Origin of the sequence: Micromonospora sp. NPDC051543, from assembly GCF_044454415.1 — a bacterium.
Classification (GTDB): domain Bacteria; phylum Actinomycetota; class Actinomycetes; order Mycobacteriales; family Micromonosporaceae; genus Micromonospora.
This window is the reverse complement of record NZ_JBITDT010000005.1, coordinates 274,933-287,248: the sequence shown is the minus strand read 5'-3', so window position 1 is coordinate 287,248 and position 12,316 is coordinate 274,933. Positions and strand designations below refer to the sequence as shown.

Sequence of the window (12,316 nt, the reverse complement as noted above, 5' to 3'; positions counted from 1 at the left end):
CGGAGCGTCCTCACTGCGGCAGCCCCTGCTGGTTGAAGATCTGCACCATCTTCGTGTGGGCCGTCTTCACGGCCTGCGCGGGCGCGGTGCCCTGCACGACCTGTTGCATCATGTCGGTGAGGACGTAGGCCGAGCCGACGGCCTGCTGGCCGGCGCTGGCCTTCTGCGGGAAGGTCAGGCCGTTCTTCGTGTTCAACGGCAGCTGCAACTGGGTGATCTTGCGCAGCATGGGGAACGCCGGGTCGCCGCTGGTGAAGAACGGGTCCGCGTCCCAGACCTTCTCCCAAGCGGGCATCACCAGACCGGGTGCCTCCTTCGCCACTCCGAGCAGCGCGGGCGCGCTGACCAGGTACTGCGCCAGGAGCTTGGCGAGCGCGGGGTTCTTGGCGCCCTTGAAGATGACGAAGCCCTGCGACTGGCCGAGCAGCAGCGGATTGTTGGTGGCCGGTCCGATGCAGTCGGAGAACACGTGGGTGTTGGCGTGCACCGGGTTCTTCTTGGTCCGCGAGTCCGCGTAGACGCTGAACTGGTTGCGGGTGTAACCGAGGATGCCGGCGAGCCAGTTCTCGTTGTTGCTGGTGTCGGTCCAGCTCGCGATCCCCGGCGGCAGCATCGGCTTGTACTTGGCGTTCGTGTAGATGTCGCCCAGGAAGGTCACCGCCTGCACCGTCTCCGGTGATTCGAACGTGACCTTCCTGCCGTCGTTGGAGGCGATCGACCCGCCGTACGCGTTGATCAGCGCCTCGATCATGCCGTTGGCGTCACCGGACCGGTTGATCGTCATGCCCCAGCCGAACCGGCGCTTGCCCGGATCGGAGATCTCGAGGCAGACGTCCCGCAGCTCCTCCCAGCTGTAGATGTCCTTGGGCGTGATGCCCTTGTCCTGCATCCAGTCCTTGCGCAGGAACGAACCGATCCCGATGAAGTGGTACGGGATCGCGAACCACTTGCCGTCGAAGACGCAGAAGTTCTTGGCCTCCGCGCACGGCTCGCCGTACTTGGCGGTCAGCGCCTGGACGACGTCGGTGACGTCTTCCAGGTCGCCCAGCGCCTGGAACTGCGCGACGAACCGGGAGTCGGTCATGAATGCCAGGTCACGTGCCACCCCGCCCTTGACCTCGGCATCGATCTTGGCGACCACGTCACCCGCGTCGGCCTGGACCAGGCTGTTCTCGATCTTGGTGCCGGTGGTGTCGGCGAACTTCTTGATCGAGCTGTCGAGGGCGTCGTTCGCCGCCGTCGAGTACAGCTTCTGCGACAACATCCCTATCGAGGAGCCCTTCATCGACGCGGCGGCGTCGATCAGCTCCTGTGGAACCTCGGCCTGCACCTTGGTCGGCGATTCGGAGGTGCCCCCACACGCGGCCAGACCCGCCGCGCCGAGCACTCCCACCCCCATCCCCAGCACGCCGCGTCGAGACCAACCCGATTTGTCCTCCATGGACACCCGCCTCCTTCATCTCGCCGCGCACGGCTGCACGCCGATGGCGTACCCGGCGAACGCCGCGATCGTCGTGTTTCCAGTTGGGCTTCTGTGGTGGCGACCGGGGAGAGTCGCCTGTCGAGATCAGTTCGCTCGTCGGTCGCCGTCACGGCGAGCAGGCCAGCCGGCCGCCGCGGGACGTCCGCTCACGCATGCTCCGTCCGAGCCACCCGAGATCTGTCGGGTGCCGCACCTCGGATGGCGCGAGGTGGTCGAGGCGGTCGGCGACAGGGCCGAGACAGTGACGCTGACGTTCCGGTTCGGTCGTGTCACGAGCCCACCGCCGTTCGAGATTTCGAACTAGGTTCGATATACCGCATCGAGTGGTGCGACGCTAGAGCAGCCCGGTTAGCGATGTCAATGTTTCGATGCTGTTTCGAACCAAAAGCGGGAGGTTTGCTACCGGGACTGGGCCCGGTAGCCCATGCGCGCCGACAGCGCTGCCGCGCCCTCGCGAACCAGCCCGGTCCACTCCACCTGCACCTGCGGCGTCCAGCGGATGATCGGCGCGGACAGGCTCATCGCGGCGATGACGGCGCCGGAGTGATCCCGGATCGCCGCCGCGACGCAGCGCATCGCGCTGTCCGACTCGCCGACGTCGACCGCGACGCCGTCCGCCCGGACCTGGTCGAGATGATCCCGCAGCAGGTCCGGGTCGGTGATGCTGTCCGGCGTCATGCCCGGCAGGGGATCCTTCAACAGGACCGCGTCCAGGTCCTCCGGATCGAGGGCCGACAGCAGCACCTTGCCGACCGCCGTGCAGTGGGCGGGCAGCCGCAACCCGACTCCGGACACCATCCGAACGGGGTGGATGCTGTCGAACTTGACGAGGTAGACGACATCGGCGCCGTCCAGCACCGCTACGTGAACCGCCTCGTCGCAGGCGGCGGCCACGTCCCTCGCGACACCCTGCGCCTCGCGCACCAGATCGAGCCGACCCGCGAACGCCGCGCCCAGCTGGAACAGCGGCATCCCGAGCCGATACTGCACCGGTTGACCCGGCACGGAGATCAGGTACGAGCGAGCTTCGAGCGTCACGAGCAGCTCGTGGACGGTCGTGCGCGGCAGGTCGAGCCGCTCCATCACCTGGCGGGCCGACAGTTGGGGGCAGTCCAGGAACAGTTCGAGGACGTCGAGTGCGCGGATAACTGCCGGTACCACACGGGCCATGTCGCTAGTCCCTTCGAAATGCCGGACCCGCGTCAACGATCTCCACACGGACCAGCACCTGAAGAGGATAGCCACGTGAGCCGTCCGCGCCAGGCTCCGAGCGGCGTTGGCAACGCCCGTAGCCCACGGCCTCGCTTGGGAGGGCGGTGCCGGATCGGCTGACGACGACCAGACCGCTGCCCCGGGTTCGAAGCCCGGGATCGCGGGGGCGTGGCCGCGTAGTTCGTCGAGGTGACGCCGATCGAACGGCCCGTCCTGCCATGTGAGGCAGCCGGTTCGACCCCTCCGAAGCTAGATTGCATCTTACTTCGGTCCAATCTACCTACGCTGCTCGTGATTCTGGGATCGCCAGCATGGATGGCGGGGTTTCCGACCGCGCCGGTCTCGCTCACATCCGTTCGGGGGTTCGGATGCCGAGCAGGTGCAGGCCGCCTGCGCCGGGCCAGGTCACCCGACGCTCGATGTCGCACAGGTCTGGCACCCTGCTCGACGTGACCACGACGGATCCGTTGCCCTGCGACCTGACCAGCCTGCGCGCCCATGTCGCTGAGGGCGGGCGTCCCAAGTACCTGTTCTTCTGGGGTCACCGGCCGCAGGCCGACGGCAGCATCGGTCCCGGGTGCCTGAGCCAGTGGTGGCCGGCGCCATTCACCGTGGACGGCGACCGTTATCTGACCGCTGAGCACTACATGATGGTCGGCAAGGCCCGCCTGTTCGGTGACGAGGCGATCGCCGCGCAGATGTTGACGGCTTCACATCCGGGCGCGGTCAAGGCCCTGGGCCGGCAGGTACGCGGATTCGATCAGGCCAGCTGGGACGAGCACGGCTTCGGTCTGGTCGTCGCCGGCAACGTGGCGAAGTTCAATCAGCACCCCGACCTCGGGCGGTACCTGTCTGGCACGGCCAACCGGATCTTGGTGGAAGCCAGCCCCATGGACCGCGTCTGGGGCATCGGACTGGCGGCCACGGACCCGCGCGCCGAGGATCCGGCCCAGTGGCGCGGCCAGAATCTCCTCGGGTTCGCACTGATGAATGCCCGCGCACAAATCGACGCTCGATAGCCTCCGGCTCTGCCCGGAGGGCCGGCCCGCAGGAGTGACGACGGTCACAGTCGCGAGGCACCCGATTGCGCAAGGGAGGTCGTCTTACCTGGCGTGAGACGAAGCCTGGACGCGGCGGACGAGCAGGAACTCGTCCGCCGGGTGGCCCGCGGTGACCGACGGGCCTTCGACGAGCTGTACCGGCGTACCGCGCCCTGGTTGGAGGTGCGCCTGCGACGCCGGTGCGCGGACCCGGACGTGGTCGCCGACGTCCTCCAGGAGACCTACCTCGCGGTATGGCGGGCAGCCGGCAGCTTCACCGGCGACCAGGTCAGCGGCAGTGCCGTCGGCTGGCTGTGGACCATCGCCGCGCATCGCCTGGTGGACGCGTTCCGGCGTCGTTCCCGGCAGGCCCGGGTGCCGCAGGTGCATCCGGTCGAGACGGTGGTGCCCGCCGCCGAGGACGAGGCCCTCGCCGGCCGGGTCGGGCAGGAACTCGAACAGGCCCTCGCCGTGCTGCCGCCCGAGGTCCGCGCGGTGCTGCGCGCCACCGTCCTGGATGGCTTCACCGTCCGCGAAACGTCCGTGCTGCTGGGCGTACCCGAGAACACCGTCAAGTCCCGGATCCGCCGCGCCCGGATCGTCCTGCGGGAGGCCCTGTCGTGACCACGCATCCCACCCTTAACGACATCGACCGCTACGCCGACGGCGACGCCGGCCTCGACGAGGCGACCGTCTGGTCGATCGAGGTGCACCTGGAGAGCTGCGCCGACTGCCGCGCCCGCCTCGCCGGCAGCACCACGGCCGAGTCGCGGGCCCTGGTCGCCCAGGTCGCGGCAGTCGTCGACCACGCGATCGCCGCCGGTCCCACCCCACGATCAAGCGCCTTCCTCCGTACGCCACTGCGGCAGCGCTGGTTCGTGGCGGCGCTGCTGCCCTGGGTCGCCATGACCGCCGGCGTGCTCGGCACCGCGGCCCTGCTCACGTACTTCCTGTCCGAGCTGCCGTCGATCGTGCTGCTGCTCGCGCCCCTCGCGCCGCTGCCCGGGGTCGCGGCGGCCTGGAGCAGACGCGGCGACCCGGCCTGGGAACTGGTCGTCGGCACCCCCTCGGCCGGTCTGACGATGCTCCTACGCCGTACCGCCGGGGTGCTCGTCCTCGTCATCCCGGTGCTCGCCGTGCTCGCCGCCTACGGGGCCAGCCGGGTGAACCCCGCGCTGATGCTGCTGCCGTGCCTGGCCTTCACCGCCGCCACGCTGCTGCTCGGCTCCCTCGTCGGCGTCCGCCGCGCCGCGATCGGGTTGATGGCCGCCTGGGCCGCCGCCGTGGTCGCACCCAGCCTCGCCACCGCCGAGTTGCCGGTGCTCCTGGAACCGGCAGCCATCGGCGGGTGGGCCATCGTCACGGTCGTACTGGCCGCCCTGACCCTCCTGCGCGCCGACAGTTTCCGGCGCCTCACCTCGTACTGAAGGGAACCACCATGCGAGCGGTGAGCCTGGCCGAGACGGCCACCACCATCCACCCCTGGGCCGTTCACGCCGAGGCGCTGAAGGTGCGGGCCGGCCGACACCTGGCCGTCGACGGGCTCGACCTGAGCCTGACCACCGGCGTGCACGGCCTGCTGGGGCGCAACGGCGCGGGCAAGACGACGCTGATGCGTGCCCTGGCCACCGTGCTCAAGCCGTCCGGCGGCCGGCTCACCCTGCTCGGCAGTTCGGTGGACGGTCGCGCCGACCTGCGCCAGGCCCGGCGTTCGCTGGGCTACCTGCCGCAGCACTTCGGCTACTACCCGCGGTTCACGGTGCGGGAGTTCGTGTCGTACCTGGCCTGGTTGAAGGAGATGCCGAAGCCCGACATCCCGGCGGCCACGCAGCGCGCGATCGACCGCGTCGGGCTCAGCGCCAAGGCCGACGCCCGGCTCCGCACACTCTCCGGCGGGATGCTGCGCCGGGCCGGCGTCGCCCAGGCCATCGTCAACGATCCGCGGGTGCTGCTGCTGGACGAGCCGACCGTCGGCCTCGACCCCGAGCAGCGTCTCGACCTGCGCGAGCTGCTGCGCGACCTGGGTACGGACGCCTGCGTGCTGGTCTCCACCCACCTCGTGGAGGACGTGGTCGCCGCCTGCACCGAGGTGGTGCTGATCAACGAGGGACGGTTGGTGTGGCAGGGCACGCCGGCCGCGCTGGCCGCCGAGGGCGACGAGCGCCACCCGGGCGACAGCCCCGCCGAACGCGGCTACTCGGCGCTGCTCCGCCGCCACGAGGAGGCCGGCCGATGAGCGTCCTGCGGATCGAACTCCGGCGCTCCGCCGCTGCCGGCGCCGCGCTCCTCGTGTTGGCGGTCGGCATCGCCGCCCTCTACCTCGCCCCGGGCCGTTGGTCGGAGGGATGGATGTCCCTCACGCTTACCGTCAAGGAGTACCTGCTCCTGCTCTGGCCGATCGCTCTCGCCGCCGGGGCGTGGCAGGGCCGGCGCGAACACCGGGCCAAGGTCGGGGAACTGTTCGCCACCACACCCCGGTCCCGCGCCCGTCGGATGCTCCCGGTCCTCGTCGCGATGGGAGCCGCGCTCGGGCTCGCCTTCCTGCTGGTGGTCGGCGCGGGCGGCGTGCGGATCGCGTCCACCGCCGCGTACTTCCCACCGGACGTCGTCGCCATCACGCTGGTCGGGGCGTTCTCGCTGGTCGCGGCGGCCTGGCTCGGCCTGGGCATCGGGCGGCTGCTACCCGCTCTGGTGACCGCGCCCGTACTCGCCGTGGCCGGTGTGCTGCTGGTCTTCTTCACCGTGATCATGCGGCCGGACTGGATGGGCGCGATCCTGTCTCCCGCGTACGGCAGCACCCCGTTCTACCCGTTCCAGACCATCGACCCGCGGGTCACCGCCGTTCTCGCCATCTTCATGGCCGGGCTCGCGCTGACCGGCGTACTCCTGCTGGTCGCGCAAGGTCCCCGCACGTCGGTGGCCGCCGTCCTGCCGGTGCTGCTCGGCTTCGGCGTCGCGGCGGCGATCGTCCCCCGCGACGAGGCAACCCTCGTCGCACCGATCGACCCCGTGGCCCGCCAACTCGTCTGCACCGACGACGCGCCGAAGATCTGCGTCACCCGGGTCAACGCGAACGTGTTGGAATCGCTGACCCCGCTCGCCCGCCAGGGCCTGGCCGCCCTCGCCAAGATGCCGAACGCCCCCACCCAGGCCCACGAGGACACGCGGGCCTACCTCATCGGGGACGTGCCCGTCCGGGACGCCGACACCGTCACGATCGATGTCCGGATCGACGACCACGGCGGCCTGGCCCACCCCGACGCCGTGGTCCCCGAGATGGTGTTCGGCCTGGGCACCGGATACGGCGGCCCGGACTGCGAGCGCAACGCCGCCGTCGAACGGGCCGCCGCCTACCATCTGCTCGGCCGCGAGCCGGTCTCCGACGTCGGCGTCATCCCCGAGATGATCGAGGAGGATCCGCAGCTCAACGCCGAGGCGGTCACCCTGTGGCGGGACCTTCAGAAGCTGCCCGCGCCGGAGGCGCTCTCCCGCGTGACGGCGGTACGCGACGCGATCCTGGCCTGCCAGGATCCCACCGGACTGCTGTCGCGGTGATCCTGCACCTACGCGCACGACGCGTACCCCTGGCACTGGCCGCGTCCGTCAGCGCCGCCGCCCTGATCTGGGCGCTGTGGCTGACGCTGTCCACCGAGCGCGACGTCATCCTCCTGCTCGTCGTCCTGACGGTCACGCTGATGGTGGCCGCCCTGTCGACCACACTGGCCGCCCCCGACGAGGACCTGGAACGTGCGGCCGCACTGCGCTGGCCGTGGCGGCGAGCCGTGCACCTGCTGGCCGCGCTGGCGCTCGTACTCGTCGTGCTGCTCGCCACCCACCCCACCGGCGCTCGGTTCGGCCCCACCGCGCTGCTGGTCCGCGACGCCGCCGGCCTGCTGGGCCTGACCGCGCTCTGCGCGACGGTCGCAGGCGCGGCCCGCGCCTGGTTCCTCCCCGTGGGCTGGGCGGTAGCCGCCGCCATGTTTCCCCAGTCGAGCACGTGGGGCACGCTCGCCACCTGGCCCGGCCAACCCCACACCAGCCGTCCGGCCGCGGTGGTCGCGGCCGTCCTGGCGGTGACAGGTCTTGTGGCGTACGCGATGCGCGGCGCCGCCCGACGGGAGTGACGGAAGCGCCGACCCGCGCCGCAGTGGTGTCGCGATCACTCAGCGATCGGCGATGCGTCGCCACCACCACGGGCTGTCCTGTGGCGAGCTTGGATCGTGCAGGGTGCGGGCGCGGTACCGCTCGGCAAGGGGATCCACGATCGCCTGGATCTCGCGCCTGCCGGTCGGAGGGACCGCCATGGCGATCCTGTGCAGGGTGTCGATCGCCGTACGCGGGTCACAGCAGGGGCAGTCGGCATCCTGATCGAGGGTCAACACCGCGCCGGATCGCCGGAGAAACCGCTTCAAGGTGGCAATCGCTGACGCCATCGACTCCACGTCCTGACAGCGCCCTGCCTGCGCGGCTTCGGTGATCTGCCGCAGCACCTTGGCCGAGATCCCATCGGGAACACGGGGGGAGGCGTCGGCGTGCTTGGTGTACCGAGGCACTCGTAGATCGCGGGGGGGCCTACGGCTCATGATCCGTTCTGTGGGGTCGCCATCTCGCCATGATGACATCGTGCGCCTTACCTGGACATCCAAAAAAGTCCCGGACCGGCTGCGGTACGTCGCCGCTGACCCGCGCGGGAGTGGGTTCTTCGGCAGTCGGCCCGCACAGCTCCGGGGCGAGCAGAAGGGAACGAGCCAGCGGGGCACAGTCGCGGTCCCACTGCGGCTCCCTGCGCGCAGGTAGAACACCCTTGCCGACTTCAGACGTTGAAGCGGGACTTGTTGCCGCTCAACAGCCTGCCTTGGTCTATAACCAGCGAGCAGGCTATCGTCCGCTGCGTGAGTGAAACCCCGCTGTCCGATGTCATGTCGGAGCACGCGGAAGCCAAGACCCCAGAGAGCTATGAGCGCTTTCTCAGGCTTTTCCGGTCCTCCACCGTCGGCATTGTGGCTACCGGGGTGGACGCCCATGGCGCGCAAGTGCAGTTCGCCGACGGCAACCTTGGCGCGGGCAGCACCACTCACGGCGACGGACGGACACGCTTGCTGGCATACGCCGATCCCGAAGCGGCACTACGCAACTTTGGTCCCCGGTTCAACGCGGGCGTGTCGGGCGAGGTTCTCCTCCAGATGGCCGCGACCGACCCCGACTGTGAAGGCGTTCTCGTCAACAGCGCCATCTACGAGATCAGCCTGGTCATCAGCAAGTCAGCCGCTGAGTCCCTGCTGACGCCGACTACCACCAGAGCGCCCGGCCGGCGGCCTTGGTGCAAGCGCCGTTAGGGCCGGCATCGCGACCCCAGGCAGCCAATTCATCTCGTTACGTCGGCGGCCAACCTGCCGCCCCTAGGCTCCTCGATCCTCTCAGGGTCGAGGGCGGTAGCGACCGGGACGCCCATCCGATGCCATGCCGACCACCGGTTTCCGGATTGGCCGATCGAACGCCGGGGGTAGGCGCGATGCTGGAACCGAACGGCAGCCGATCGGCTGACACGTGCGGAGGTGGCAACGCATGCCCGACGATCCCCGACACCAGCAGGCCCTCGACACTGCGGAGCGCCTCCTCGGCCAACCGTTGAACCTTCCGCTGGCCGAAGGGGAACCCGCGGTCGGTCAGGACTTCCGGCGGCTGGCGACCGAGCACACCTTCGGCGACTCGTGGCCGCGACCGGGCCTGGACCTGCGGAGCCGCTGCCTGATCTCGGTGGCCGTCGCGGCGGCGCTGGGCACCCACGAGCCGCTGCGGGGCCAGTTGCGCATCGCGCTGACGTCCGGCGTGACCAAGGAGGAGATCGTCGAACTCTTCATCCACCTGGAGGCGTACGCCGGGGCGGCCCGGGCCTTCGACAGCTATCAGGTGGCCGCGGCGGTCTTCGGCGAGCACCGCTGACGACGCTGCCACCATGCCGTCCGCCGCCGACCGACACCTACTGGTCGAAGCTGTGGGCGGACTGGCGTGAAGTCGCCGGTTGGCGCAGCCGGCGAGTGGCGGGACCCCTTGACCGGCCAAGATCGGATCTAGTTAGTGCCCTGGTTGTGCCCGATGATCTTCGCCCGGCGTTTTCGCAGATTAGAAGGGGTGAAGGGTGGGCCGCCAGGGACTCGAACCCTGAACCTATGGATTAAAAGTCCACAGCTCTGCCATTGAGCTAGCGGCCCGTGCGCTCAGGTTACCTCGTCTGTTGGACATGCCTCCTGTCCAGTCCGGGGTTGAACGTCCGAGACGGCCCGAGCGTCAGTTCAAGGCTCACGGTCGGCGGCGGCGCACCCTGATCATGACGACCGCCGTCAGCGGGGGAGTGGGTGAACCCCGGTGCCGGACCGGGGGCGGTAGCCGTGAGCCGAGGCCCCATTCTCCGGGGCTCAGTGCGGCCGGCTAGCCATCTGGGCGGCCCGGTCGGCCATGCCGGCGAGGCGGTCGAGGTCCGGCTGCAACGACACCCTGGCGGTGCCCTGGGCCAGGACGTACTCGGAGGCTCTGGCGAACCCGTGCTGGCGCGTGTGATAGGCCATGGCCACCCGCGGATCCCGCACGATCTGCCGCAGTTTGCGGCTGAACGCGAGCGAGGTGGTGATCCCGATCGAACTGGTGGACCGGTCGACCGAACCGACCGGCGTCACCGGAATGGCGACCGCCCCGCCCGCCGGAGTCGTGTAGGCGAGTGCCGTGACCAGGTCTCCGGCGAACACCTCCTGCACATGATCCGGCCAGGGCACCACGTCTACCACTTTCCGCTCCGCTCACGCAGCCGGGACATGCGCTGTCGGTACTGGCGCTCGCCAACCAGCCGCCACATCACTCGACCGATCGCGGGCACCTTGGCGAGGAAGTAGCGCCGCTCGTCCGGCGTGGCGTCCTCGAGGATCGCGCCCAGCGCGTGCATCACCTTGTTCCGGGGCACGGCCTCCAGGCCACGACGACCGACGAGATTCCACTCGTCGACGCTCAGGTGTTCCGCAATCAGCGGAATTATCTGCTCCTCCTCCTCGTCGAGGTGTTCGACGAGGACCGCGCGGTGGCTGGCGAGGCTCGCCGCCACGTCGTCGCGCACCTCAGCGCTGGCCTGACCCTCCCACTGCGGGAGCAATGCGTCGATGGCCTGCAGCGAGGTGTCGAGTTGGCCGTGCTGCTTCTCCATCCGCGTCACCAGGTCGGTGTGCAGACCGGCGCGTTCGCGCAACAACGGCCAGATCAACTCGTCCTCAAGGTGATGATGATGGTGCAGACCGCCGACGTACTCGCGAATGGCGGCAGTGAGCTGCGCCGCCCGGGCGACGTCACCGACCCCGGCCGAGGCGACCAGCCTTTCGAGGACGGTGGCTTCCCGGCGGAAGACCCGGTGGATGATCACCATCTCGTGGGTATACGGCTTACTGCTCACGGGCACGGCGGTGCTCCTCAGTGCATGAAGATCGCGGGAACCGCACGCTACGTCAGCGGTCTTGACAACGACTTCCGGCCGTCAGGCCGCTCGACCCCCTCGTAGAGATCGAGGTAGTACCGGTTGACGTCGTCGGTGCTGGCCCGCAATCCGTTGGGGTCGACGATGTCGTGCCCAACGCCGAGTTCGCGCGGCAATTCGTGCGCCGAGAACGCCGTGTCGTTCCGTTCGGCGATGTCTCTCGGAATGTCGACGGCGGCCTGCCGGTCGATGAATTCGTCGTTCTCCGACGTGACGACCGCCAGCTCGCGTAGGTGCGGACTCCTCGGGTCGGTCGCGAAGTTGCCGACGACGCGCAGGTACTGCGACAGCCCCGCGATCGAGACGCCGTCGGAATTGGCCCGGGCCGGGACGAGGTGCGACCCGACGAGGACGACGAGGGGCTTGACGGCCGGGCCGGGAACCTGGGCGGAACCGGGCTTGTACAAGGGAGACAGCAGGACAGCACGATGTACCGCATCGGGACGGTGGCCGACAAGCCAGGTGGCCAGGACGGCGCCACCGGAGACGCCCACCACGCCGACGGAGTCGCCCAGACCTGCGGCGACGTTCAACGCGTCGTTCGCATAGTCGACCAGCTCGACGGCGTCGAGCTTCGCATTGGCCGACCGGTCGGTGAAACCGTGTCGTGGCGCTCGTGGCACCCAGACGTTGTAGCCCCGGTCGAAGAACAGCTTTGCCAGAGCCCGGTACTGCGTGGGGCAGCCGGTGTAGCCGTGCAGCAGAAGAACAGCCTTCGCGCTCGTACTCCCGTGGGAGAGAAACTGGCTCCGGCAGTCCGGGCGTACCTCAGGATCGGCGGCGTCCGCCGAGACGGTCCGCGTGGCCCGCTCGCTCGCCGCGGCGAAGCTGAGGGTCTCCGGTACCGCGCGTTGGAGCTCGTCGCTGCGCAGCGGCCACCCGTACAACGTCAGGACGGCCACCACAAGGACGAGCGCCAGCACGAGTACGAAGCGGCCGACGTGACCGCGACGGGCACGGGTGAGGCCCTCCGGGGGATCTCGGCGGGTGGTCGACTCCTCCTCGTTGAGGGTGTCGACCGGTGGCGAAGCGTCCATGGAGTCCATTCCGGGTGGAGCCCGACGC

At 69.5% G+C, this 12,316-nt stretch carries 14 protein-coding genes and 1 tRNA gene; 8 read left to right on the top strand and 7 right to left on the bottom strand.

Annotated features, from left to right (window positions below; genetic code table 11):
• Window positions 1-10: 10 nt before the first annotated feature.
• Both ACIA3K_RS11450 and ACIA3K_RS11445 read right to left on the bottom strand, forming a co-directional pair.
• Window positions 11-1,441 (bottom strand): extracellular solute-binding protein, encoded by a 1,431-nt coding sequence (locus ACIA3K_RS11450; protein ID WP_396800626.1) that lies wholly within the window; start codon window positions 1,439-1,441, stop codon window positions 11-13.
• 441 nt (window positions 1,442-1,882) lie between these two features.
• Window positions 1,883-2,653: an IclR family transcriptional regulator gene (locus ACIA3K_RS11445; RefSeq protein ID WP_396800624.1), complete on the bottom strand. Its 771-nt coding sequence runs from the start codon at window positions 2,651-2,653 to the stop codon at window positions 1,883-1,885.
• Window positions 2,654-3,144: 491 nt separating this feature from the next.
• Between ACIA3K_RS11445 and ACIA3K_RS11440 the strand changes: the two genes are divergently transcribed.
• From ACIA3K_RS11440 to ACIA3K_RS11415, 6 genes are all read left to right on the top strand, one after another.
• On the top strand, window positions 3,145-3,714 hold the full coding sequence (locus ACIA3K_RS11440) for an NADAR family protein (protein ID WP_396800623.1): 570 nt from the start codon (window positions 3,145-3,147) through the stop codon (window positions 3,712-3,714).
• Window positions 3,715-3,807: 93 nt separating this feature from the next.
• The gene (locus ACIA3K_RS11435) at window positions 3,808-4,359 is read left to right on the top strand and encodes an RNA polymerase sigma factor (RefSeq protein ID WP_396800621.1); all 552 of its coding nucleotides are present in this window, start codon (window positions 3,808-3,810) and stop codon (window positions 4,357-4,359) included.
• The gene (locus ACIA3K_RS11430) at window positions 4,356-5,162 is read left to right on the top strand and encodes a hypothetical protein (RefSeq protein ID WP_396800620.1); all 807 of its coding nucleotides are present in this window, start codon (window positions 4,356-4,358) and stop codon (window positions 5,160-5,162) included. Before ACIA3K_RS11435 ends, ACIA3K_RS11430 begins: the two co-directional genes overlap by 4 nt.
• A gap of 11 nt (window positions 5,163-5,173) precedes the next feature.
• Window positions 5,174-5,971, top strand: a complete 798-nt coding sequence (locus tag ACIA3K_RS11425) for an ATP-binding cassette domain-containing protein (protein WP_396800619.1) — start codon at window positions 5,174-5,176, stop codon at window positions 5,969-5,971.
• On the top strand, window positions 5,968-7,290 hold the full coding sequence (locus tag ACIA3K_RS11420) for a hypothetical protein (RefSeq protein ID WP_396800618.1): 1,323 nt from the start codon (window positions 5,968-5,970) through the stop codon (window positions 7,288-7,290). Before ACIA3K_RS11425 ends, ACIA3K_RS11420 begins: the two co-directional genes overlap by 4 nt.
• A complete protein-coding gene (locus tag ACIA3K_RS11415) occupies window positions 7,287-7,859 on the top strand; it encodes a hypothetical protein (protein ID WP_396800617.1) in 573 nt (190 codons plus the stop codon). The genes ACIA3K_RS11420 and ACIA3K_RS11415 overlap by 4 nt, the downstream gene beginning before the upstream one ends.
• A gap of 39 nt (window positions 7,860-7,898) precedes the next feature.
• On the opposite strand, the gene ACIA3K_RS11410 is transcribed toward ACIA3K_RS11415, so the two are convergent.
• Window positions 7,899-8,225, bottom strand: coding sequence for a hypothetical protein (locus tag ACIA3K_RS11410; protein ID WP_396800616.1), 327 nt, complete (start codon window positions 8,223-8,225; stop codon window positions 7,899-7,901).
• Between the two features lie 402 nt (window positions 8,226-8,627).
• Here ACIA3K_RS11410 and ACIA3K_RS11405 point away from each other — a divergent pair, with 402 nt between their 5' ends.
• Window positions 8,628-9,071, top strand: coding sequence for an SseB family protein (locus tag ACIA3K_RS11405; protein WP_396800614.1), 444 nt, complete (start codon window positions 8,628-8,630; stop codon window positions 9,069-9,071).
• 229 nt (window positions 9,072-9,300) lie between these two features.
• Complete coding sequence (locus tag ACIA3K_RS11400) at window positions 9,301-9,678, top strand: carboxymuconolactone decarboxylase family protein (protein WP_396800612.1); 378 nt, start codon at window positions 9,301-9,303, stop codon at window positions 9,676-9,678.
• A 197-nt stretch (window positions 9,679-9,875) separates the two neighbouring features.
• Here ACIA3K_RS11400 and ACIA3K_RS11395 read toward each other — a convergent pair.
• The 4 genes from ACIA3K_RS11395 to ACIA3K_RS11380 all read right to left on the bottom strand — a co-directional run bounded on the left by ACIA3K_RS11395 (window position 9,876) and on the right by ACIA3K_RS11380 (window position 12,288).
• A tRNA-Lys gene (locus tag ACIA3K_RS11395) sits at window positions 9,876-9,947 on the bottom strand.
• Between the two features lie 204 nt (window positions 9,948-10,151).
• Entirely contained in the window at window positions 10,152-10,517 is a 366-nt protein-coding gene (locus tag ACIA3K_RS11390) for a hypothetical protein (RefSeq protein WP_396800611.1), read from the bottom strand.
• Window positions 10,511-11,176: a hemerythrin domain-containing protein gene (locus ACIA3K_RS11385; protein WP_396800609.1), complete on the bottom strand. Its 666-nt coding sequence runs from the start codon at window positions 11,174-11,176 to the stop codon at window positions 10,511-10,513. Before ACIA3K_RS11385 ends, ACIA3K_RS11390 begins: the two co-directional genes overlap by 7 nt.
• A gap of 41 nt (window positions 11,177-11,217) precedes the next feature.
• Window positions 11,218-12,288 (bottom strand): alpha/beta fold hydrolase, encoded by a 1,071-nt coding sequence (locus ACIA3K_RS11380; RefSeq protein WP_396800608.1) that lies wholly within the window; start codon window positions 12,286-12,288, stop codon window positions 11,218-11,220.
• Window positions 12,289-12,316: the final 28 nt, after the last annotated feature.